The sequence below is a fragment of the Vitiosangium sp. GDMCC 1.1324 genome (assembly GCF_003044305.1).
Classification (GTDB): Bacteria; Myxococcota; Myxococcia; order Myxococcales; family Myxococcaceae; genus Archangium.
Genome location: NZ_PZOX01000003.1, coordinates 218,691 through 239,217, shown reverse-complemented (window position 1 = coordinate 239,217; position 20,527 = coordinate 218,691). Strand labels below are relative to the sequence as shown.

Genomic DNA, 20,527 nt, shown 5'->3' with positions numbered 1-20,527 from the left:
CTCCCTTCTTCAAGCCATGTGGTGCCCACCGTTGACGGTGAGCGTGGAGCCAGTGATGAAGCCGGACTCGTCCGAGGCCAGGAAGAGCACGGTCCGCGCCACTTCCTCGGGGCTGCCCAGCCGCCCCACGGGAATCTGGGCGATGATCCGCTGGAGGACCTCCGGATTGACGGTCCTGACCATGTCCGTGTCGATGTAGCCAGGGGCCACCAGGTTGGCGGTGATGCCCTTGGACGCACCCTCACGGGCGAGCGCCATGGTGAAGCCGTGCAGGCCCGCCTTGGCCGCCGCGTAGGCCGTCTGTCCGAGCTGCCCTGTCTGTCCATTGATGGAGCCGATGTTGATGATGCGGCCGAACTCGCGCTCGCGCATGCCCGGCACCACCTCCCGGCACAGGTTGAAGCACGCGGTGAGGTTGGCCTGGATGACCGCGGCCCAGTGGTCGGGCTGCATGCGGTGCAGCATGGCGTCGCGGGTGATGCCGGCGTTGTTCACGAGCACCTCGATGGGCCCGAGCTTCTCGGTCAGCCGCTGGATGCCCGCCTTGCAGGCAGCCGCGTCGCCACCATCGAGCTGAAGGGCGGGGATGCCGGTCTGCAGCGAGAACGCGAGCGCGGCTCTCTCATCGGACACGTAGGTGACGGCGACCTGATAGCCATTGTCATGGAGCGCAGCGGCGATGGCCGCTCCGATGCCACGGGTTCCGCCGGTAACGAGTGCGACTCTTCCAGTCATGGTCATACCTCCTCGAAAAGGGACCCAGAGGGGACGTCGCAGCGATGGATTCCGTGAGGTCTTCACAAGCCGGTCCGGCGGGACGTCCTGGCCGTGCAGGCCCGTATCACCCACACAGGAGTTCATTCATGAAGAGAGAACACACCCCGTCGTATGAGAATCGGGACGACCCGCGGATCATCCTCGTCCTCCAGGGAGGAGGCTCGTTGGGCGCCTACCACCTCGGCGTGTACGAGGCGCTCGCGGAGAAGTCCCTGCACCCCCACTGGGTGTCTGGCATTTCCATTGGAGCCTTCACCGCGGCCGTGCTGGCGGGCAACAGGCCGGAGCGCCGGGTGGAGCGGCTCAAGGAGTTCTGGCGGGAGATCTCCTGGCCGGGAGACTGGGGCAGCTCGCTGCCGGTGCAGTGGCGCAAGGTGGCCAACATGGCCAGCCATGCGACGTCCCTGCTCTTCGGCCAGCCGAACTTCTTCGCCCCCCGGTGGGTGTCGCCCCTGCTGTCGACCTCGGGCTCCGCGGACGAGCTGAGCTTCTACACCACCCACCCCATGCGCTCCACCCTGCGCCGGCTGGTGGACTTCGAGTACATCAACTCGCACGCCACGCGCTTGAGCCTGGGCGCCGCCCGGCTGAGGGACGGGGAGCTTGTCTTCTTCGACAACGCTCGTGATCAGATCGGCCCCGAGCACGTGCTGGCCAGCGGCTCGCTGCCGCCGGCCTTTCCGCCCACCCGCATCAACGGCGAGCTGTACTGGGATGGTGGGTGCGTCTCCAACACGCCCCTCAACGCCATCCTCGAGGATCCGCCCGATCGGCACACGCTCATCTTCATGATCGACCTGTTCGACAAGTCGGGCCCGGAGCCGCGCTCCATGGACGACGTGAACTGGCGCGCCAAGAGCATCCAGTACGCCAGCCGCACCTCGCACCACATCGCGCAGATGGCCAGGGAGCACAACATGAGCCAGCGGCTGGAGCGGGAGCGGGGCGGAGCGCACTTCTCTGGAGGCGCGCGGCCCCCGCGCAGGGACATCGTCCACCTGGTCTACAAGCGGGGTGCCGACCAGACGGGAGACAGCGATGCGGAGTTCTCGCGCTGGTCCATCGAGGAGCGCCGCCAGGCCGGCTACCGGGACATGAAGCGCGTGCTGGAGCTGGCTCCCTGGAAGCGCGCCCCGAGCAACGACATGGCTCCGGCGTCCTTCTCCAGCTCGGGCGAGCAGGCCCAGGAGAGCGACATGCTGGTCCACACGGCCGACAGCGAGTCCCAGGAGATCACCAGCCACCTGCACCTGTGAGCCGGTGTGGTTCCACCCCGACGTGACAAAGGAAAGACAGACATGCCCAACGAGAGAGAGAATCCCCGTCCGAGCGCGCAGCCGTGGTCCCAGCCCGACGTGGGAGTGCTGATGAGCACGATGCAGGAGGTGCCGGAGGTGTTGCTGCTGGCGTGGCAGCAGGTCCTGGCCGGTGCCCCCACCCCCACCGCCACCACCTGGTCGGCCCAGTGGAAGCAGGGGGTGGGTCCCATCCCCGGTTCTCCACAGGAGAGCCCGGTCCAGGGGCCGCCTCCCGCCGACCGGAACGAGCACTCGCATCAGGCCTTCATCCGGATGCAGCGCGAGGCGCTCGACTTCTGGAGGCGCTCGCTGCAGTCCTTCCGCAAGGGCCTGGACGCGTGAACACCCCCAAGGAAGGTGCGCCGGGCGCATCCTCCCGGCGTGTCGAGCAGCAGCTGCGTGAGGGCTTCACCGCCCTGCTGGACCCGAGCGGCTGGTCCTCGCTCCTCCAGCCCGTGCTGGGCTTCCAGCTCGGGCTGGTCCGCTCCCTCCACCAGGTGATGGAGGGGGCGGGTCCCCGGACGCCACAAGGACGGCTGGACGAGGTCCTGCACGGACTGCTGGAGGTGGCGGATCCACTGGGCGAGCCGGAGGAGCGGTTGGCCCGGCGGCGGCTGATGCGTGAGTACGCCGACGTCCTCACCGCCTACGCCCGCCTGATGCGGGAGCTCGCGCGGGATATCGAGGACGAGGAGCAGCCTCAGTCCCGGCCGCCGAACTACTGAAAGGCCACGCCTCCAGCACCCGGGCTTCTCGTTCCGGGGGCTGGAGGCGTTTGACTTTCGGAAAGGCTCAGTACAGGTGGAAGCAGGCGTTGACGGTGGGGGCGAACTGAAGCTGGTCGCGGCCCCAGAGTGGCAGGTGAACCCCGGCTCCCACCGACACGTTGAGGCGGGGCGAGGGACGGAAGGTCACCAGCACATCCGGCCCGAGGGCCGGCTCGGGTGCAATCTCATACGAGAGGCCCGCGGCGAGCCCGAACGGGCCCAGCCGCAGCACCTGCGCGGCGGCGCCCAACCTCACCGGAAGACTCTCATCCCGCTGTCTGGGCAGCCAGGCGCCCAGCGTCAGCAGTGGCTTCACCGCCCAAGGCTGCTCGCTCGGCGCGGGTGGAGGCGGCGTGTTGTAGGAGAAGTGGCTGTCCACGAGCGAGGCCTCCGCCAGCTCCTGGTAGCTCCCATCCTCCTTCTTCACCACCTCGAAGAGTTGCACGCGCTCGGTCTGCAGGGCTCCGTCCTTCTGCTGGAAGACCTGGCCTCGCATCCGGAAGAGCTGCTGAATCTCCAGCAGCTCGTCGCCTTCCTTCCAGATGTTCGGATCCGACAGGTGGAAGCGCCCATTCGGGTCCACGTACTCGTAGGAGATGACTGGTTGCGCGGGCGCGGTGCCGCCAGGGGTGGGTGGTGTCTCCACCACCCGCACCTGTTCCCGGCCTCCATGGACCTGTTCGTGGAGCGAGCTGAGGGAGTCAGACATGCTCCGCACCACCAGGTCATGCTGCTTGCGGAAGGACTCGAAGGCGGCGTCCTTCTCCGTGAGCTGTGCCTTGTACTGGTTCTCGAGGTCGCTCTGGCGCTCCAGTTGGGACTGGGCCGTACCCAGCCGGGTGTTGAGCGCCTCGAGCTGGCGCTCCTTCTCGGTGAGCCGGCCCTCGAGTTGCCGCGCGTACTCGCGGTGGGCCCGGTCGAGCTCTCCCAACCGGTGGTGGTGCAGCCAGAACGCCGCGGCTCCCACACCGGCGAGTGGGAGCCCGATGAGGAGCTTCGTGTGAAGTGAAAGGGACATGTTCTTGAACGGAATGCGCGTGGCGCTACAGGTGGTCGAAGGCGCTCACATCCAGCAGGACGAAGGGACTGATGAAGCTCTCTGGCTCCTTCAGGAAGGCGGCCGCGCGCTGCTCGGCCGGGGTGGTGGGTTCACTGGGATTTGGGGGGTCGACTGAGCACCACCCGCGCCATGCGTTGCATCACCTCTGGTGCGGGTTTGCGGAGCGCTTGCATCAGCACCTGCCCCATCTCGTCCGCCTCCGCCTCGAGGGCCTCGTCGCGCACGACGGCGACTCCGTAGCCGTGCGCGTTGCGCACCCGCCCCTCGCGTTGCTGCACCACGTGGGTCAGTTCGTGGCCCAGCAACTGCAACCATTGCTCCGTGCCCGGCGTGTACTGACTGGGGTCCACGTAGATCTTCAACCCGGAGGTGAAGGCGCGGGCCCCCAGGCGGCGAGCCAGGGGGCTCACGATGATGCGCACCTGCGAGAGGTCCGTCTGGAAGAGTCTCTCGGCGGCATGGCGGAGCGGGTCGGGCAGGGGCAGTCCCTGCTGTGAGGGACGGCGGGGAGTCGTGCGCGTGGCCGGGCCGAGCGTCCGCGATGCGTTCATCTTCCACGGCATGGCATCCTCCGGACCGAGGCGGCTCAGCGCTCGAAGTAGGGCTGGAGCTTCGTCACCAGGAAGGGGAACTGCCCGGTCACGTCCACGGAGGTGTAGTAGCGGCTCGTCACGCCCGCGGTGTTCGTGTAGGTGAAGATCACCTCCATGATGCGGCGCCCGCCGCCGAGCGGGGACGGCCGCACCTGCACGCCCTGGAAGGCCAGCGAGTCGCCCGGGTTCGTCGCGGACCACTTGACCGTGTAGATGTCCGGGTAGTTGAGGCTCACGTAGTTGAGCGCGCGGTGCTCGTCCGCATCGCCCGTGTTGTCCGCGAGCTGGAGCATGTCCTGGAAGATGTTGAGCACGAGTGCCCGGAACGAGGCCACCGTCTGGTCCTTGGAAGGCCCGTTCGGGAGCTGGGAGAAGCTCTGCGGCAGGGGCACGCTGTCGACGAAGGCCTTGGCGGTGAAGTGATAGAGCCGGTTGACCCGCACCAGGGGCAGCGAGCCCTCGCCTCCGGCCCCCACGAACGGCTCCTGCGCGCCGATGATGACGTCATATTCCGTCTGCGTCGGGTCGTCCGGCTTGATGGCGTCGATCAGCGCCTGCAGCTCCACCGACGAGCGCGGCTCGAGCAGGTAGGTGGCCACGTTCTGGATCTGGAAGATCCAGGCCATCTCCCGTGCCAGGAAGACGTTCTCCGGCCGGCTCAGCACGTTGTAGAGACGCTGGGCCTCCGAAGGGGCACTCATGTCCTCGGGGGTGAGGAGCTGCTGGTACTCCTTCTCCACGTCCCTGCTGGGGAAGGTGACCAGGAGCTGGCCAATGGCATACACATGGCCGAAGGAGCCATCCAGCATCGAGTACTGCACCACGGCGGGCTCCTTGCGAGCGGAGGTAGGGGCTGTCATTTGAGTACTTCCTTTCGGGGGAGCAGGGACTGCGCGGCCGTCATCGGCGGCAGGCTCGGGCTCCGGGTGCGAGGTGGGAGTGCTGATGAGGCCTTCGTGGGCAGTGGAGTCACGGGAGTGGCTCCACCGGTGCGAGGCGTGGATGGGGCCCGCGGGGAACTGCCAGGCTGCTTGGAGTGTCGGTTGATCCACATGAGCGCGAGTGCCAGCAGGAGTTCTTGGTTCATCGTCTGCCTTCCGCACGCTCGATGGACGCGGCACGGCTCCTGGCTGTGAATCCAGGCGCGGGTACGGCTCGGAGGGTGTAGGGGGGGAGCCCGGTGACTCGGGCCCGAAGCTGCCGCTGAACGGCTGGCAGTGCCCGCGCCAGGGAGGTCTCCATCGCTGGCTGGCCGTGCGCGCCCTGGCCGATGTCGCGGAAGCCCAGTGCCCGGTACCAGCGCAGCAGCCGGCCGGAGCCATTGTCATCCGCCTCCAGCCAGGCCCGGCCGCGCCCCTGGCGCCCACCGAGCCGCAGCGCCTCGGCCACCAGCCACACCCCGAGGCCCTGTCCACGGTGGGGCTCCTGCACCCGCAGGTTCTGGATGAGAATGGCCCCAGGACCGCTCGGGCTCACACTCACCTGGCCGACGACCTCCGAGTCGGGTGTCTCGCAGAGGATGTCCATGGGCAGCCAGGGAGCGGGCTCGCCGCCTGGGCGGCCCAGGCGCTCAGGCTCCGATGGCGGGTGGAGGGACTGCGCGGCCGTCATGGGAGGCAGACCTGCTCGCATGACCTGCCCCTAGTCCTTATCAAACATCTTCAGCAGCGGCGTGCTCATGGGGTCATCCTCTCAATCAATGACAGGAACGCTCCGGGATGGGGACCTACGCCGTGAAGACGTACCGAAAGTCAGTGGCGTGAAGCCCGGGAGGAGGTTCGCTGGAGGGGGCGCGGGCTTCACGGAGCAGCCGCATCGCACGTCCTGGAAGCGGGAGGACGTGAGGCAGACATGGAACAGGCAGACGTCGAGTCGCTCATCCGGCGTCGCCGGGCCGCCAACCTGGTTGCGCTCGTGTTGGGCGTGGGCCCCACCACCTACCTGCTTGGCCTGATGCTCGAGCTGTCCGGCGAGCAGCGCTGGCTGCTGTTTGGCGTCCACATCCTGATGGCGTTTGGGATCTACCGCATGGCGCTCGCGCTGCCACTTCAGCGTCGGCTCATGCGTCAGGCCTTGGATCAGCCGCCAGGAGAGCCTCCGGGCCAACGGCTCGCCCGGCTCCTCGAGCTGCCTCAACGTCTGCACCTGCTGCATCTGGGGGTGCTCACCGTCACCCAGGTGCTGGCGTGCATCGCCTATGGCTTCTACTTCGAGCGTCCATGGCTGGTGTTGCCCTGTGCCACCGTTCAGGTGCTGCTGTCCGCCTTCCTGCTGCTCGTCCACCTGCCCTGGGTGGAGGAGTCCCTCCATTCGCAAATCGTGGAGGAGTTCCACCGCACGCCCAAGGTGCGTCTCTCCCATCGCGCCCTGCTGTGGCGCAGGTTGAGCTGGCAACTCCCCTACACCCTGGGCCTGACCCTCGCGTGTGCCCTGGCGGTGCCCTACGCACTCCTCTCCGCGGCGCTGCCGGATTGGAGTCTCGACAATGCTCCGTTGTTGGGGGTGTGCGCCTTGCTGGGAGGGCTCGGGATTCTGTCCATCTGGCGGATTGCCCGGCAGATCGCCCGGGGCACACGGCTGCTTCAGCGCTCACTCGAGCAGGCCACGGCCGGCACCTACCAGGCCCCGGCCTGGTTCTCCACCGACGAGCTGGGGCGGCTGACCACCCTGACCACCCGGGCCCTGCTGCGTCTGGACAAGCAGGCCCGGCGGCTGCGTGGGTCGGCCGGGCAGCTCGAGCACTCCGCTGCGGAGCTGGGGACGACCCATGCGCAGCAGCGCGAGGCATTGGCTCGTCAGGTGACCGCGCTCGAGCTGGCCCGGAAGCAGGCGCACCAGCTCCAGGCGGACTCCGAGGAGTCGGCGCGCACGGTCGAGGCGCTGCTCGGGTTGGCCGATCGCGCCGAGGCCATGCACCAGTCCGGACGTGACGCCATCCAGCAGGGCCTCCACAGTCTCGCCTCGCTCCATTCCGAGGCGCAGGTGCTGGCCGCCCGCATCCACTCGCTCCGGGAGGCCGCCGGGCGGCTCTCGAAGCTCACCGGGTTGGTGCGGGACCTGGCCAGCCAATCCCGCATGCTCGCGTTCAACGCCTCCGTGGAGGTCGCGGCCGTGGGTGCCGGAGACGAGGAGTTCTCCCGGGTGGCGGACCAGGCGCGTGCTCTCGCCGAGCACTCGTTGCGCTCCACCCAACAGGTCCAGGGCCACCTCCAGGACATGTTGGACGCCCTCCAGCGGGCCGTGCAGTCCACACAGGAGGGGGCCGCGAGCGCGGCCCAGGGCCTCCACCAGGTCCAGGCCTCGGGCGAGGCACTGCGGCAGCTGGCCGCCGCGGCGGAGGAGAGCGCTGGGGCGGTCCGGCAGATCGCCCAGGTGCTCGGCCGGCAGAACGAGGGAATCGCCCGGCTCTCGTGGGCCGTCTCGAACCTCTCGCACGTCTCGGCGGAGACGTTGCGTCAGCTCGAGAGCTCCGCCCAGGTCCCCCTCCGGGTGGATCGACTGGCGCGGCAGGTGCTCGTCACGGTGACGGAGCGGGAGGGATGCCCGGCTGATGGCTCACGGAGCCGGGAGGGCCGGGGTGGGCGCCGTCGCCTGTTGGGGGCCCTGTTGTTGGAACAGCAGCTCACCCTGGTGCTCTGGCTGATACCGGGTGCCCTCCTGTCCTGGATGATCCTGGGACTCGGGACGGGTGTCGCCTGGGAGGTGGCCCGGGAGGTGGTGGCTCCGCTCTGCGGCGTGTGCGGCGTGCTGCTGTCCTTGATGTGGGGTCCATGGCTGGTGAAGTGGAGTCTGGTGCCTCCCGCGGGAACACCTCCGGTGCAGCGCCTGCGGCGCATCCTGGAGCTGCCGAGGCGCCAGGGCGTCGTCCAGACCCTGTCGCTCACCGCGGTCGGCCTGGTGGCCCTGGGCGTGTGCCGGGTGCGGTATGCGACCGAGGCGGGGTCGCTGTCCGTGCTGGCCTGTGCCGTCCTGATGCCACTGCTGGCGGCCTTCGCCTGCGTGCCGTCCATGCTGCGCCTGGAGGACAGGGTCCGGCCCCTGGCGGTGGAGCTGTTCCATCGCCATCCGGAGGTGGAGCTACCCTGGCGCTGGCCCTTCTGGCGCTCGCTGAGCTGGTACCTGCCCTATCTGATGGGGTTGACGATCATCTGCGTGCTGTCGGCGGTAGCGGCCGCCGTGTGGCATGAAAGAGGCGAGGGGAGTGTCTGGCTCCTGGCGGAGGCGCTGGTGCTTCCTGGGGCGCTGCTGTTGTTGCAGTCGCTGCGCATCGCCCGTTGGCTGGCGCGTCAGGTGGCGCGGGGCACCCAGGAGATCGAAGCCTCGTTGGCGAGCATCGCGGGCGGTAAGCCGCGCCTGCCCGGGTGGGTCTCCACCGACGAGCTGGGAAGCCTCTCGCTGGCCACGGCCGCCATCGTCCAGGAGTTGTGGACGCTGAGCCGTGAAGCGCAGGAGACCAACGGACAGCTCGAGCGCGCCACCCAGGCATTGGGGGCCTCGCAGGTGGAGCAGGCGCAGGGGCTCGCGCGGCAATCGGAGGTGCTCGGCGAGGCGTTGGCCACGGTGAAGGAAGTGGAGCAGGACTCCGCGCTGGCAGCGAGCCGGACGGCGGGGATGCTGGCCACGGCCGAGCGAGGCAGGGAAATCCGTCAGGCGGGAGAAGCGGCCCTGGACCAGGCGCTGAGCGGGCTGGCGGCGCTGCGGGCGCATGTGTCGAACATGGCGGAGCAGCTCGGGACGCTGGAGGAGCACGCCACCTCCATTGGCACCATCACCGCCCTGTTGGGGGAGCTCTCGAGGGAGTGCGACATCGTGGCGCTCAACGCCGCCATCCCCGCGGTCCGCGCCGGAGAGCGGGGCCGCGTCTTCGTGGTCATCGCCCGGGAGCTGCGCACACTGGCGGAGCGCTCCGGCCGGGCGACTCGTGAGGCGGAGCGCCTGCTGGAAGGCTTCACGCGCTCGGCGCGGGAGGTGTCGGGTTCCGCCCGTGAGAGTGCCGTGGAGTTGCAGGCGGGCCTGGATCAGGCCCATCGCTCGGCGGAGGGGCTGCTCCAGCTCTCCAGGCTCGTGGAGGAGTATCGCGCCACGGCCTGGCGGATCGCGGCCGCCATCCGCCAGCAGAACGAGGACATCGCGCGGGTCTCGCTGACCATGGAGGAGGTGACGCGGACGACGCGGGCGCTGACGGAGGGGCTGGAGGTCTCCACCCGCCTCGTCGCCAGTGTGGGCCGCATGCAGGCCCAGGAGGAGCCCTGAGGGTTGCGGCGGCGGCGGCGCCTCTCGTACTCTGCGTGCGCAGAGAGCCCCCACTTGGCGCGATCCCATCTCAAGCTCGACGAATTCCTGCCGTACCGGCTCTCGCTCGCCTCGAACGCGGTGAGCCAGGTGATCGCCCAGTCGTACGCGGACCTCTTCGGCCTCAAGATGCACGAGTGGCGCGTCATCACCGTGCTGGCCGAGGACGGGGAGCTCACGCAGCAGGACATCGTCGGCCGCACGAAGATGGACAAGGTGACGGTGAGCCGCGCCGCGCACGTGCTCGAGCGGCGCAAGCTCCTGCGGCGCGTGACGAACACCGAGGACGGCCGCTCCCTCCGGCTCTCGCTCACGGCGGACGGGCAGAAGCTCTATGCCCGCGTCGTGCCCGCGGCCCTCGAGCTCGAGGCGGAGGTGCTCAAGGGGCTCAGCGCTCGGGAGATCTCCGAGCTCAAGGACGTGCTCCGCCGTCTGGAAGAGGCCGCCACGCGCGTGCTCGCCCGCCGCTGACGCGCCGCGTTTGTCCTCCACCCGAAGTGGTGGTGTGACTTATTCCTTCTGTTAGTCAGCCTTCCCCGTGAGGGGCCTGACACGTTCACACCCGTGTCTCGTTCACTTGGTTTCAGATGTTACCAACTGGCTTGCGCCTATAGTTTCAGATGTTACTATCTGGCCGCACACGGAGGTCCTAGGACATGAGCGTCGTGGCGGAGAATCCTCTCGGTCTGGATGGTTTCGAGTTCGTCGAGTTCACCTCACCGGAACCCGGCAAGATGATCGACCTCATCGAGCGCCTGGGCTTCACGGCCTGGTCGAAGCATCCGACGAAGGACATCGTTCGTTACAAGCAGGGCGGCATCAACCTGCTCGTGAACCGTGAGCCGACTGGGCAGGCCGCCGAGTTCCGCGCCGCCCATGGTCCCTCGGCCAACGGCATGGCGTTCCGCGTCGCCAACGCGAAGAATGCCTTCGAGATGGCGCTCGCCCGGGGTGCGCGGGCGGCCGAGCCGTCGGTGGGGGCGCTCGGTCCCGAGAGCTATGTGCTCCAGGGCATCGGAGGCAGCCTGCTCTATCTCGTCGATCGCTACGGCGAGCAGGGCTCGATCTATGACGGCTGGCGTCCGATCCCCGGCGCCATCGAGGCGGAGGCGAAGAACAGCGTCGGGCTCGACATCCTGGATCACCTCACGCACAACGTGCGCCGTGGCCAGATGCGCACCTGGTCGAGCTTCTATGGCAAGGTGTTCGGGTTCACCGAGCAGAAGTACTTCGACATCAAGGGCCAGGCGACGGGGCTCTTCTCGCAGGCGATGATCGCCCCCGACCGGGCGATCCGCATCCCGCTCAACGAGAGCCAGGACGAGTCCTCGCAGATCGAGGAGTTCATCCGCCAGTACAACGGCGAGGGCATCCAGCACCTGGCGCTGACCACCGACGACATCTACGGCACGGTGGAGAAGCTGCGGGCGCGTGGGGTCATCTTCCAGGACACCATCGACACCTACTACGAGCTCGTCGACAAGCGCGTGCCGGGACACGGCGAGGATCTCACGCGGATGCGCGCGAACCGGATCCTCATCGACGGCAGCACCCAGGAGGGCATGCTGCTGCAGATCTTCACCGAGAACCTCTTCGGGCCGATCTTCTTCGAGATCATCCAGCGCAAGGGCAACGAGGGGTTCGGCAACGGCAACTTCCAGGCGCTGTTCGAGTCCATCGAGCTGGATCAGATCCGGCGCGGCGTCATCCGCGTCAACACCAAGGCGTAGCCGATGACCGGAGGGCGAGCGCGCGTCTTCACGACTCCCGCCGACGTCGAGCTCTGCCCGCTCGACGCTTTGGGAGATCCCGGCGCGCGCAACGTCGTCCTGCAGATTGACGACGCGTACTTCCACGGCTTTCTCGTGCGCACCGGCGAGCTCGTCCGTGGCTACGTGGATCGTTGTCCGCACCAGGGGCTGCCGCTCGCGCAGCGGCTCGATGCGTATCTGACGCCCGATGGCGGGATGATCTCCTGCTCGTGGCACGGGGCGCTCTTCCGGATCGACGACGGGGCGTGTGTCGGTGGCCCATGCTCGGGTCAGCGGCTCACGCCGTGGCCGGTCAAGGTCGAGCGCGGTGTGGTGAAGACCGCCTGAGCGCCGGGCTTCGCGGGTGAAGCCGCGGCGCCCTTTAGCGATGGGAACCGATGCTCACCTGTGAGCCGTGGACGAGGAAGGGCGGAGGTCGAAGAAGAGGACATCCACGCTCCCGTCGGCGACCACGGAGTGGGGTCCGGGGGACAGGCGCAGGCCATCGCCGTCCTCCATGTGGACTCCATTCCATCGCGCGCTTCCGCCCACCACCACCCCGTAGCCCACTCGCTCCTTGGGCAGGGAGAGTGTCGCGCGTTCGGAGGCCTTGAGCCGGGCCACCCACAGCCGGGCATCCTGCCGCAGGAGGAGGGGGGCTTCGGTGGGTCCAGCGAGCAGGGTGAATCCCGTGGCCCCAGGGGGTGGCCGAGCCACCTCGAATAGCGGCGGGCCGCCATGCTGGGAAGGGGAGAGCCAGATCTGCAGAAGCCGGACCGGCTCATCGCGGCGATTCCCCTCCGCGTGCCGGAGCCCGTCACGTGCGGACATCAACTGGAGCCCACCTGCGGGCACCTCCTCTTCCCGGCCCTGGCTGTCGCGATGGAGCAGCGTGCCGGAGGAGACCCAGGTGAGGATCTCCATCTCCTGGTGGGGATGGAGGGGGAAGCTGGAGCGAGGCGCGAGGGTGGCGTCCGCCAGCACCAGGAGATCCGAGAGTGGCTGACCCCTGCCCGAGGATGGCCCCACCGTCTGGACGAAGTGGTCTCGCAGGGAGATCCACCCCAGGTCCAGCGTGGGGAGCGTCTTCCCCGGCTGGGGCTCCACCCGGGCCGGCTCATCCGGGCAACCCGTGAGCAGCAGCAACGTCGTCATCCACAGTCCTCCTCGCGGCATGGGCCCCTGTTGTGGCCGTGTTCGGGCGCTCGCGCAAGGGGTGCCTGCCGCTGGAGGCCCGCGCTCAGCGCGTGTGCTGTTTGAAGAAGTCCCACATGAGGGTGGTGGCGTCGGGTCCCGAGGGGTCGGCGAACAGATAGGAGGGGTCTCCTCCCGGCCAGGCGTGACCCATGCCCTGCATCTCGTACTTCTGGACCAGCAGACGCCCGCCGTAGACGTAATCCTTGACGGTGTAGCTGCGGCCGCCGGGGACGCTGCCATACCAGACCCGGGTGGAGGCGTACGGCACACTGTTGTTGTTGGTTCCGTCGTCGCCGTAGTCATTGGTCTGCAGGAATTGTTGCACCACCTGCTCGCCGTTGATCGGGTTGACGACGTCATCCTCGGTGCCGTGGAGGACGAGCACCGGCACCTGCCAGCGCGGCTTGCCCGAGCACGCCCAGGCATCGCGTCCGCGGTCATCGGGGTTGTAGATGCTGCCAAAGACCATGGCGAAGGCGCTGCCGGAGGCGGTGGTCGCGGCCTTGTACATCGCTCCCGCTCCCACCATGCCGGCGGCGAACACATCCGAATAGCAGGCGAGCAGGATGCTGCTCATGACCGCGCCGGCGGAGACTCCCCCCACATAGACGCGATGGGAGTCCACCGCGTAGCGGCTCTTTACCCAGTCCACCATTCCCACGACGATGGAGGGCTCCCCGATGCCGCGCTCCTGGTTGGCGGCGATCATGAAGTTCCAACACTGTGTGCCATTGAAGAGCGTCGCCTGGTTCGGGTAGAGGACCAGGAACTTCTCCGCGTCCGCTTTCTGGTTCAGGCGCGTGAGGCCGGCGAATTGATCCGGATTTTGGAAACAGCCATGCAGCGCTACTACCAGCGGAAGTGACTCGCCCGCCTGATATCCGGTCGGAACCCAGAGCTGGAAGCCTCGCGTGCCCCAGAGATTCGTGTAGCTGCCATACACCCATGAGCCAGCATGGGCAGGGGCTCCAGACAGCAGCGCGAAAAGGACGAGCAGCAACGCACCAGTGCGCCCGAAGGCGCCAGGACTCCGCTTCATGGTCATCTCCTTGCTACCTGCTTCAGTGTGAGCACTTCATCGGTGCACCGGGCGGCGCATCCGGGAGGGCGAGCAGGTACCGCGCGCTCAGCGTCCTTCCAGCATGCGGAGCGCCAGCTCGGTGTGAATCTCGGCGAGGCTCTCGGCATCGAGTGTGTCCGCGGGCTCGTACCAGTATGGGATGCGCACGCCCATCGCGGAGATCGCCGCCGCCGTCGCCACGACGTGGGGAGGGGAGAACCGCCCCATGGCCACGCCCCGCTCGATCACCTCGAGCAGGAGCGCGGAGGATTGGTGGCGCAGCGCCATCGCCGGTGCGGCGAGCTCGGGCGGCAGTGCGTGGAGCTCCTCATTCACCACGACCGCCAACTGGGGATGGGTCGCGTGCAGGACGGTGTGGGCCCGGATGAGCGCTCGCACCTGCGCTGCCGGCTCCGTGCCCGCGTCCAGCAGCGCCTTGCGGAGCGCCTCGTGGAGCGTCTCGTGGCCGACCTGGACCAGCTCGGCGAGAATGTGCTCCTTGGTGGGGAAGTGCGTGTAGAGCGCGCTCGGCTGGAGCCCCAGCTCCTTCGCCACGTCCCGGATCGACGTGCCGTGGAACCCCTGGCTCGCGAAGAGCCGCAGGGCCGCCTCCAGGATTCTCCGCCGCGTGCCCTCGGGTACCGTTCCCGGCAGGGTCGCTTTCTGTGCCTGTAGACGGGACCGCGGGAGGGAGCGCATGATACCGGCCTTGCTGAACGATCGATCGTTCAGGTAGGCTTTCTAGCACATTCTAATAGTCCTGTTCAATCGTTCGAATGAATGATCGATCGTTCAGGCATCCGCCGGAGCGCGAGGCCCCGTCATGCCCAGAGTCCACCTTGATGGCTCATCCCTTCACTTCGAGGAGTCCGGTGCGGGTGCGCCTGTCCTGCTCCTCCATGGGCTGGGTTCCTCGGGGCAGGATTGGGAGCTCGTCGCGCCCCGGCTCGCGGCTGGCCATCGCGTCATCGTTCCCGACGTCCGAGGCCACGGCCGCAGCGACAAGCCAGCGGGGCCCTACGGAGTGCCGCTCTTCGCCCGGGATATCTCCACCCTCTGCGAGCGCCTGGGCCTCACCCGCGTGCATGTCGTCGGGCTCTCGATGGGCGGCATGATTGGCTTCCAGCTCGCGGTGGAGCGGCCGGAGTTGGTGCGCAGCCTGACCGTCGTCAACAGTGGACCCGACATGGTTCCGAGGACGATGAGCATGCGGCTCATGTTCGCGACGCGGCTGTTGATGTTGAAGACGCTCGGGCCGAGGGTCCTCGCCCGGATGCTCGCGCCGAAGCTCTTTCCCAAGCCGGAGCAGGCGGAGCTCCGGCGGAGGGTCGTGGAGTCGATCGGCGCCAACGAGCCCGATGCCTACCTGCGCGCGACCCGGGGGCTCGTCGGTTGGACCGTCCTGGAGCGTTTGAAGGACATCTCCTGCCCGGTCCTGGTCCTCGCCTCCGACCAGGACTACACGCCCCTGTCCGCGAAGCAGGCGTATGTCGACAGGCTCGCGGACGCCCGGCTTCGGGTGCTGAAGGACTCCCGCCACGCGGCGCCGCTCGATGCGCCCGAGCAGATCGTCGAAGCGGTGAAGGGGTTCTTTCTCGAGGTCGAGGGGCAGGAGCTCGGCGCGCGAAGCGTGGGGTGAGCTTCCCGGCCGGGCCGAGGCGTTGCACCTCGGGCCCGGCCGGCTCACAGCGCCAGGTGTCTACTTCGGGGCCTGCACGACGCCACAGGCGATGCGATCACCGGCGTTGCCAGCGGGGTCGCTCTTGTAGTCGTCCGCGGTGGCGTGAACGACCACGGCCGAGCCGTCCGCGTCCAGCACATCCGCCAGGGTGAGGTCCTGCGCGAAGAAGTCGAACTGCACCTTGCCGTCCGCCTCGACGTGGAGGTTGGGCATGTCGCCCTCGTGCTTGCCCTCGGGCGCGAGGATGCCGTGCTTCTTCTTGCTGGGGTTGAGGTGGCCACCGGCGGTCTTGAAGGGGGCCTCGCACTTGCCCGTCTCGTGGATGTGGATGGCGTGCTCGCCCGGCGGAAGGTTGGCGAGCGAACCCTTCACCAGGACACCGTGAGGCGTCTCGGTGAGCGTCACCTGGCCCAGGGACTGGCCCTTCTGGTCCTTCACGTCGGCGGTGGCGGTGGCGCCGGCCGCGGCCTGGGGCGCCTCGGCGGGCTTCTCCTCCTTCTTGGGCGCGGTCTCCTCCTTCTTCGGGGGAGCCTTCTCCTTGGTGGTGGGAGCCTTGCCCTGGGCGAGGGCAGGGCCGGCGAGGCAGAGGACGGCAGCAGTCAGCAGCGCGCGAGTCTTCATGAAGCGTGTCTCCTTCTCTGCGGGAATTCCCGGGTCCGGACTTCCGGAGCGAGAGTGAAGGTGGACACTAATGCGCCGAGCACATTCCTCAAGGCTGGAGAGCAGCCAGGGGGACGTGCACTACGCGTGAAGCGCCGTACACAGGGGCCCATTGGTGCTGGACTTCGGGGCCATTGAGGAAGTGCACGATGGCCCGGTAGGCGGCGGGCGGGCCGCCGAGTCCCTCCGCCCAGGCGAGTCCCCTCGGGGAGAGGTTGGGCACGAGCGGGCCCAGCGCGGCCGCGGAGCGTGTGACGCGGGTGAGGTCGAGCCCCTCGTCGCGCACGCGCTGGGGGACGAGCAGGGGCGCGAAGCGGGCGTGCCGGTGGTCGTGCACGCAGCCCTCTTCCTCCAGGAGCGCGGCGGAGAGGGGCAGCTCGCGCACGTTGAAGAGGAGCTTCACCGCGCCACGATGGGGATCCCACGGGCCGCGCAGGCGGTGGTCGCCGCGGGGGATGAGGCGCCGGTCCAGGTAGCAGAAGGCGCGGGACTCGGGGGGGAGGGTGCCTCGGTGACGCGCTCCGGCGTAGCGGAAGAAGGGGCGCACGCAGGCGGGCTCCACCGTGAAGGACGGACCCTCCTTCAAGGCGCGGAGCTTGGGGAGCAGGGACGCGGGGATGCCATGTGCGCGGGCGAACTTCGCGAGCGCCTCCACGGGGGTACGCGCGAAGTCCTCGAGGCGGGCGAGGAGCCGTTGGGGATCCACGTCCACGAGCAGTTCGTCGAAGCGCGTCTTTACCCCCGGCAGGCTCACCGGCACGAGCGTGGTGAGGGGCTCTCCTTCGGAGCGCCAGCGTGCATCCAGCTCCGCGGCCTCGGGAGGTGTCGGGGCGAGACGCCACTCGGGAGCCTCGGGGGTGAACGGCGTTGGATTCGCCTCTCCTGGGGGCGCGGGGGGGAGGTCTCGGGAGAACACGGGGCGGACGCGCGAGTCCGGAGGCGACGTCCACACCGTGATGCAGGTCCGCACCTGGGTGCCGGCGAAGGCGCCCGGCCCGAGGTCCACGACTTCCCGGAGCGACAGCATGCGCAGCAGTGCCTCTCGCAGGGGCGCGTAGAGGAAGGCGTCGAGAAGACTGGTGGGGGTGATGAAGGCGAGCACGCCCGGGCGGGAGGACAGCCGGTGCGCGGCGAGCAGGAGGAAAAAGGCGAAGTCGTCGCGCAGGCTGGTGCCGGGAGGAAGCGTGAGCGGCAGCAGCGCGCGGAGGCGGGCGTAGGCGTCGCGGTCCTTCAGGAGCGAGGAGGTGCCGTTGTAGGGCGGGTTGCCGATCCACAGCTCGCGGTGGGACGGGGGAAGGCGCGTGAGCAGGGGCTCGAGGCCGCCGCGCAGGGCATCCCCCACGCGGATGTCGGCGCCAGGCAGACGGACCTGGCAGGCGCGGGCCACCTCGGGGGAGAGCTCCAGGCCGGCGAGGTGAGAGGCGGGCCGGGCGCGGGTCGCGGCGGCGAGGAAGGCACCGGCGCCACAGGCCGGGTCCACCACGGCGAGTGGCCCCTCTCCGGCATGCGCGAGGGCGAGCGCCAGCGTGCGCTCCACCAGCGGCGCGGGGGTGTAGAAGGCACCCATCGCGCGCCGGTCGAGGCCGGGGAACTGGTGGACGAGGGCCTCCTCGTCGAGGGCGGGCGGTGCGGTGGGAGCACGTGGCATCCGCGCTCCATCCTACTCCGGGCGGCTTTCCTTGCCGGGCCGTGCCGTAGCAACATGGGCTTCAGGGTTCTCCATGCCACCGCCTCCATCGAAACCGAAGGTTCCCGCCCGGGGTGTGCCGCTGGGGGCTGATGACGAGCCCACGGTGGTCGAGCCGCGGAAGCTCCAGCTCCCGCTCCCACGCCCCCCCTCTCGAGGCCGGGGTGCGGACGACTTCGAGGATGCCCCCACCAACCCGGGGCGTCCGACCTTCGTGGGCCCTCGCGCGAGCCCCCCGATGCCGTCCCTCAGTGGAGAGAGCACCAGTCCGGGCAGCCCGGCTTTCACCGGAGTGGCTCCCGAGGTCCGCCAGAGCCGCTGGCATGATCGCTCCGCCGCGCCTCGGGGAGTGCTGTCGGCCGAGGCCGTGTTGAAGGGGCTGGACGAGGCGCTCCAGAAGGCCGCGCAGTCCAAGGCGCCGGTGGGGGCCACGCGCGGGCAGCTCAAGGCGGACTGGCTCCCCCTGCTGCGCCAGGCGGTGGAGAAGGCCGGTGGGGACGGGCTGGATGCCTATGTCACGCAATTGCTGTCACCCCCAGGCCGCAAGGCGATGACGCCTCTGGTGTCGGACCTGGCCTCGGGGATGGAGCGGCTGGAGGCCGCCCCGGACGCCACCACCCTGCACACGACGGCGCGGGAGTTGCGCGCGGTGGTGGACCGGGCGTTGGGCGCTTCGGCGCCGCCCGTCGTCTCGCTCGAGCTCCAGGAGCGTGAGATGGACGGCCGAGTCGACGTGGACACGCTGCTGTCCATCCGCTTCGCCTCGAATGCCGAGCTGACCGAGCGGCGGGCCCGGGCGGAGAAGACGCTGGAGGATCTCCGGCAGCAGATGCGCGCGCTGTCGGGGCTGCAGCCGGACGGATTGTTCTCCAACTTCGCCCGGGTGAAGGTGGAGAAGCGCGTGATGGATGCCGAGGCCCGCCGCCGTGGCGGGAGCTGAACCGGCTCCGGACTCTCGACACACAGGAGGCGCAGCGGAATGGAAGGGGTGCAGAGGCTCGTCGCACGTCGTGTGGAGAAGATGCTGGATGCGCTCGCCGCCCAGGTGGCGCGCGGGCGGGCGGGGGAGGACGTCCCGACCTTCAATCTCACCCTGCACCTGGCTCAGGGGGTGAGGCTGTCGGGCGTGCTGCTGGACTACCTGCCGCGCGAGGCCATCCTCCTGGCGTCCGCCAAGGAGGGGCTGCTGTCGCGCAGCGAGGCGGTGACGTACGTGGAGTTCACCTCGGTCATCGCGGTGACGGTCGAGTCCCCGGCGGTGCTCACCCAGGTGCCCTTCCTCGTGCGGCCCGCGCTCAACCGGGAGGACCTGTTGCGGCACGCGGATCGGCTGGCCCATGGCCTCACCGAGCAGTTCTGGCCGAGCGAGCAGAAGCTGGGCGGCAAGCCGCTGAGCTTCGAGGTGGACTGGGTGGAGCTGGACACGGAGCCCGGGCGGCGCACGCTGGAGGACGCGATGAACGCGGTGGCGCACGCGCTGCGCCTCATCGCGCGGGAGCCCAACGGGCGGGACAACCTCAAGCGCATCGCCCGGGTGATGTTCTCCAAGGGCCGCAACACGGCGGCCTCGCTCGAGGGCGACACGGGCCGGGTCTCGGTGGACCCGACGGCTCCCGTGCCGCCCGCTCAGACGTTCCGCAAGGGGCTCGCTGCGGGCCTGTGAGCCCGCGGGACCTCGTCAGGGGACGTTCTTGGCCGTGCCCGTTGCCTTCGGATCTTCCTTCGGAGGCTCGGGCGCGACGAGCGGCTTCTCTTGCAGGGGCTTGGCGCCCGCGTGCATCTGCAGCTCCACCATGCGCGACCACAGCGAGGGCGTGCTGCCCACCAGCACGTTGTCCTCCACCTTCAGCTTCCGCTCGTTCTGGGCGCGGCGGTAGAGGCGCTCCGGAATGGAGGGCTGCTTCGGATCCGAGTCGCTCACCGACACCTGCTCCTGGACGGTGATGTCGTCGGAGTTGAAGACGAGCGTGGACGTCAGCTCGAACTTGCGGCGCAGGCCGCTGGGCAGCTCGAAGACCTGCTCGCGGGCGAGCGGGAACCAGCCAGCGCCCAGACAGGTGCGCTCGGTGCTGGACACCGCCTCCGAGAAGAAGCGGCCGCTGCGCAGCGGGAGGATGCGCGCGGCGCGCCGGCACACCTGGGGCTCCTCCTGGGTGCACGCGTCGCCCTCGGCCACCAGGACGTCCGTGGAGCCCACGTGCTCCATGCGCAGCTTCACGTTCTCCGTCATGCCGCGCAGCGAGCCCAGGCCCCGGACGATGAAGCCCAGCTTCGTCCGCTCCACCAGGGCCACGGGGCCCAGGCCCTCGCCGTTGTCGAAGCGCCGGGTGATGATCCACACCAGCCGCTCATTGGCCTGGGTGGTTTCCAGCACCAGGTCCTTCTCGTCCAGCCGCTCCTTGGGAGCCAGCGGCTTGGGCTGGGGACCGGCCTCGCGGCACTCGTCCGCCGAGGGCTCCTCCCAAGCCACGGGAGCGCCCGAGCAGTCCACGGGGGGACGCGGGGCCGCCCCGTGCTTCGGATCAAAACCATGCAGCAGCAGGGCGAACCACGTGTCCGGCGTGGGGTAGGAGCGCTCGTGGGCACCGACCACGGCCTCGCACAGCTTGGGTCTCGGAACAGTGGCGCAGCCCACCAACGGGGTGGTGAGTGCGAGGGCTGCGACCAGGAGTCGTCGTTTCATCGTTTCCTCGGGCCTCCCAGG

Annotated in this window: 21 protein-coding genes; 10 read left to right on the top strand and 11 right to left on the bottom strand. The window is 69.0% G+C overall.

The genetic code is table 11. The features are described 5' to 3' along the window. Positions 1 to 9 precede the first annotated feature (9 nt). A complete protein-coding gene (phbB, locus tag DAT35_RS09520; protein ID WP_108067205.1) occupies positions 10 to 735 on the bottom strand; it encodes an acetoacetyl-CoA reductase in 726 nt (241 codons plus the stop codon). A gap of 128 nt (positions 736 to 863) precedes the next feature. Between phbB and DAT35_RS09515 the strand changes: the two genes are divergently transcribed. Genes DAT35_RS09515 through DAT35_RS09505 form a run of 3 tightly spaced genes read left to right on the top strand, consistent with a single transcriptional unit; the run spans position 864 to position 2,800 of the window. Further along, positions 864 to 2,033, top strand: coding sequence for a patatin-like phospholipase family protein (locus DAT35_RS09515; RefSeq protein ID WP_158501629.1), 1,170 nt, complete (start codon positions 864 to 866; stop codon positions 2,031 to 2,033). A gap of 42 nt (positions 2,034 to 2,075) precedes the next feature. After that, positions 2,076 to 2,417: a hypothetical protein gene (locus DAT35_RS09510; protein WP_108066624.1), complete on the top strand. Its 342-nt coding sequence runs from the start codon at positions 2,076 to 2,078 to the stop codon at positions 2,415 to 2,417. After that, positions 2,414 to 2,800 (top strand): hypothetical protein, encoded by a 387-nt coding sequence (locus tag DAT35_RS09505; RefSeq protein WP_108066623.1) that lies wholly within the window; start codon positions 2,414 to 2,416, stop codon positions 2,798 to 2,800. The genes DAT35_RS09510 and DAT35_RS09505 overlap by 4 nt, the downstream gene beginning before the upstream one ends. Positions 2,801 to 2,867: 67 nt before the next feature. Here DAT35_RS09505 and DAT35_RS09500 read toward each other — a convergent pair whose 3' ends face one another. The 4 genes from DAT35_RS09500 to DAT35_RS09485 form a co-directional block, all read right to left on the bottom strand. Beyond that, positions 2,868 to 3,860: a hypothetical protein gene (locus DAT35_RS09500; RefSeq protein WP_108066622.1), complete on the bottom strand. Its 993-nt coding sequence runs from the start codon at positions 3,858 to 3,860 to the stop codon at positions 2,868 to 2,870. Between the two features lie 131 nt (positions 3,861 to 3,991). Then, positions 3,992 to 4,465, bottom strand: coding sequence for a DUF4157 domain-containing protein (locus DAT35_RS09495; protein ID WP_108066621.1), 474 nt, complete (start codon positions 4,463 to 4,465; stop codon positions 3,992 to 3,994). Between the two features lie 23 nt (positions 4,466 to 4,488). Next, a complete protein-coding gene (locus tag DAT35_RS09490; protein WP_108066620.1) occupies positions 4,489 to 5,355 on the bottom strand; it encodes a hypothetical protein in 867 nt (288 codons plus the stop codon). Between the two features lie 223 nt (positions 5,356 to 5,578). Then, a complete protein-coding gene (locus tag DAT35_RS09485) occupies positions 5,579 to 6,127 on the bottom strand; it encodes an N-acetyltransferase (RefSeq protein ID WP_108066619.1) in 549 nt (182 codons plus the stop codon). 219 nt (positions 6,128 to 6,346) lie between these two features. On the opposite strand from DAT35_RS09485, the gene DAT35_RS62085 reads away from it, so the two are divergent. The 4 genes from DAT35_RS62085 to DAT35_RS09465 all read left to right on the top strand — a co-directional run bounded on the left by DAT35_RS62085 (position 6,347) and on the right by DAT35_RS09465 (position 11,886). After that, the gene (locus DAT35_RS62085; protein ID WP_108066618.1) at positions 6,347 to 9,748 is read left to right on the top strand and encodes a methyl-accepting chemotaxis protein; all 3,402 of its coding nucleotides are present in this window, start codon (positions 6,347 to 6,349) and stop codon (positions 9,746 to 9,748) included. Between the two features lie 54 nt (positions 9,749 to 9,802). Beyond that, the gene (locus tag DAT35_RS09475; RefSeq protein ID WP_108066617.1) at positions 9,803 to 10,258 is read left to right on the top strand and encodes a MarR family winged helix-turn-helix transcriptional regulator; all 456 of its coding nucleotides are present in this window, start codon (positions 9,803 to 9,805) and stop codon (positions 10,256 to 10,258) included. Positions 10,259 to 10,443: 185 nt separating this feature from the next. Further along, a complete protein-coding gene (gene hppD, locus DAT35_RS09470) occupies positions 10,444 to 11,517 on the top strand; it encodes a 4-hydroxyphenylpyruvate dioxygenase (RefSeq protein ID WP_108066616.1) in 1,074 nt (357 codons plus the stop codon). A gap of 3 nt (positions 11,518 to 11,520) precedes the next feature. Continuing rightward, positions 11,521 to 11,886 carry a Rieske (2Fe-2S) protein gene (locus DAT35_RS09465; RefSeq protein ID WP_108066615.1) on the top strand — a complete coding sequence of 122 codons (366 nt, stop codon included), beginning with the start codon at positions 11,521 to 11,523 and terminating at the stop codon, positions 11,884 to 11,886. 54 nt (positions 11,887 to 11,940) lie between these two features. On the opposite strand, the gene DAT35_RS09460 is transcribed toward DAT35_RS09465, so the two are convergent. The 3 genes from DAT35_RS09460 to DAT35_RS09450 form a co-directional block, all read right to left on the bottom strand. Further along, positions 11,941 to 12,693 (bottom strand): pirin family protein, encoded by a 753-nt coding sequence (locus DAT35_RS09460; RefSeq protein ID WP_158501628.1) that lies wholly within the window; start codon positions 12,691 to 12,693, stop codon positions 11,941 to 11,943. Between the two features lie 85 nt (positions 12,694 to 12,778). Further along, on the bottom strand, positions 12,779 to 13,774 hold the full coding sequence (locus tag DAT35_RS09455; protein ID WP_108066613.1) for a PHB depolymerase family esterase: 996 nt from the start codon (positions 13,772 to 13,774) through the stop codon (positions 12,779 to 12,781). Positions 13,775 to 13,861: 87 nt separating this feature from the next. Continuing rightward, complete coding sequence (locus DAT35_RS09450) at positions 13,862 to 14,494, bottom strand: TetR/AcrR family transcriptional regulator (protein WP_108066612.1); 633 nt, start codon at positions 14,492 to 14,494, stop codon at positions 13,862 to 13,864. A gap of 124 nt (positions 14,495 to 14,618) precedes the next feature. Here DAT35_RS09450 and DAT35_RS09445 point away from each other — a divergent pair, with 124 nt between their 5' ends. Continuing rightward, complete coding sequence (locus DAT35_RS09445; protein ID WP_108066611.1) at positions 14,619 to 15,434, top strand: alpha/beta fold hydrolase; 816 nt, start codon at positions 14,619 to 14,621, stop codon at positions 15,432 to 15,434. A 60-nt stretch (positions 15,435 to 15,494) separates the two neighbouring features. Here DAT35_RS09445 and DAT35_RS09440 read toward each other — a convergent pair whose 3' ends face one another. Both DAT35_RS09440 and DAT35_RS09435 read right to left on the bottom strand, forming a co-directional pair. Further along, on the bottom strand, positions 15,495 to 16,097 hold the full coding sequence (locus DAT35_RS09440; RefSeq protein ID WP_199242852.1) for a superoxide dismutase family protein: 603 nt from the start codon (positions 16,095 to 16,097) through the stop codon (positions 15,495 to 15,497). A gap of 88 nt (positions 16,098 to 16,185) precedes the next feature. Next, positions 16,186 to 17,784, bottom strand: coding sequence for a class I SAM-dependent DNA methyltransferase (locus DAT35_RS09435; protein ID WP_108066609.1), 1,599 nt, complete (start codon positions 17,782 to 17,784; stop codon positions 16,186 to 16,188). A 277-nt stretch (positions 17,785 to 18,061) separates the two neighbouring features. Between DAT35_RS09435 and DAT35_RS09430 the strand changes: the two genes are divergently transcribed. Then, positions 18,062 to 18,763 carry a hypothetical protein gene (locus tag DAT35_RS09430; RefSeq protein WP_146209650.1) on the top strand — a complete coding sequence of 234 codons (702 nt, stop codon included), beginning with the start codon at positions 18,062 to 18,064 and terminating at the stop codon, positions 18,761 to 18,763. 39 nt (positions 18,764 to 18,802) lie between these two features. Continuing rightward, positions 18,803 to 19,486, top strand: a complete 684-nt coding sequence (locus DAT35_RS09425; protein WP_108066607.1) for a hypothetical protein — start codon at positions 18,803 to 18,805, stop codon at positions 19,484 to 19,486. Positions 19,487 to 19,501: 15 nt separating this feature from the next. On the opposite strand, the gene DAT35_RS09420 is transcribed toward DAT35_RS09425, so the two are convergent. Then, positions 19,502 to 20,506 carry a hypothetical protein gene (locus tag DAT35_RS09420; protein WP_108066606.1) on the bottom strand — a complete coding sequence of 335 codons (1,005 nt, stop codon included), beginning with the start codon at positions 20,504 to 20,506 and terminating at the stop codon, positions 19,502 to 19,504. Between the last annotated feature and the right edge of the window lie 21 nt (positions 20,507 to 20,527).

Excerpts from the sequence above, each read along its gene's own strand:
- DAT35_RS09500 (WP_108066622.1), bottom strand. The coding sequence starts at position 3,860 with ATGTCCCTTTCACTTCACACGAAGCTCCTCATCGGGCTCCCACTCGCC.
- DAT35_RS09430 (WP_146209650.1), top strand. The coding sequence starts at position 18,062 with ATGCCGTCCCTCAGTGGAGAGAGCACCAGTCCGGGCAGCCCGGCTTTC.
- DAT35_RS09450 (WP_108066612.1), bottom strand. The coding sequence starts at position 14,494 with ATGCGCTCCCTCCCGCGGTCCCGTCTACAGGCACAGAAAGCGACCCTG.
- DAT35_RS09420 (WP_108066606.1), bottom strand. The coding sequence starts at position 20,506 with ATGAAACGACGACTCCTGGTCGCAGCCCTCGCACTCACCACCCCGTTG.
- DAT35_RS09465 (WP_108066615.1), top strand. The coding sequence starts at position 11,521 with ATGACCGGAGGGCGAGCGCGCGTCTTCACGACTCCCGCCGACGTCGAG.
- DAT35_RS09440 (WP_199242852.1), bottom strand. The coding sequence starts at position 16,097 with ATGAAGACTCGCGCGCTGCTGACTGCTGCCGTCCTCTGCCTCGCCGGC.
- DAT35_RS09485 (WP_108066619.1), bottom strand. The coding sequence starts at position 6,127 with ATGCGAGCAGGTCTGCCTCCCATGACGGCCGCGCAGTCCCTCCACCCG.
- DAT35_RS09455 (WP_108066613.1), bottom strand. The coding sequence starts at position 13,774 with ATGAAGCGGAGTCCTGGCGCCTTCGGGCGCACTGGTGCGTTGCTGCTC.
- phbB (WP_108067205.1), bottom strand. The coding sequence starts at position 735 with ATGACTGGAAGAGTCGCACTCGTTACCGGCGGAACCCGTGGCATCGGA.
- DAT35_RS09435 (WP_108066609.1), bottom strand. The coding sequence starts at position 17,784 with ATGCCACGTGCTCCCACCGCACCGCCCGCCCTCGACGAGGAGGCCCTC.
- DAT35_RS09495 (WP_108066621.1), bottom strand. The coding sequence starts at position 4,465 with ATGCCGTGGAAGATGAACGCATCGCGGACGCTCGGCCCGGCCACGCGC.
- DAT35_RS62085 (WP_108066618.1), top strand. The coding sequence starts at position 6,347 with ATGGAACAGGCAGACGTCGAGTCGCTCATCCGGCGTCGCCGGGCCGCC.
- hppD (WP_108066616.1), top strand. The coding sequence starts at position 10,444 with ATGAGCGTCGTGGCGGAGAATCCTCTCGGTCTGGATGGTTTCGAGTTC.
- DAT35_RS09445 (WP_108066611.1), top strand. The coding sequence starts at position 14,619 with ATGCCCAGAGTCCACCTTGATGGCTCATCCCTTCACTTCGAGGAGTCC.
- DAT35_RS09460 (WP_158501628.1), bottom strand. The coding sequence starts at position 12,693 with ATGACGACGTTGCTGCTGCTCACGGGTTGCCCGGATGAGCCGGCCCGG.
- DAT35_RS09515 (WP_158501629.1), top strand. The coding sequence starts at position 864 with ATGAAGAGAGAACACACCCCGTCGTATGAGAATCGGGACGACCCGCGG.
- DAT35_RS09425 (WP_108066607.1), top strand. The coding sequence starts at position 18,803 with ATGGAAGGGGTGCAGAGGCTCGTCGCACGTCGTGTGGAGAAGATGCTG.
- DAT35_RS09510 (WP_108066624.1), top strand. The coding sequence starts at position 2,076 with ATGCCCAACGAGAGAGAGAATCCCCGTCCGAGCGCGCAGCCGTGGTCC.
- DAT35_RS09490 (WP_108066620.1), bottom strand. The coding sequence starts at position 5,355 with ATGACAGCCCCTACCTCCGCTCGCAAGGAGCCCGCCGTGGTGCAGTAC.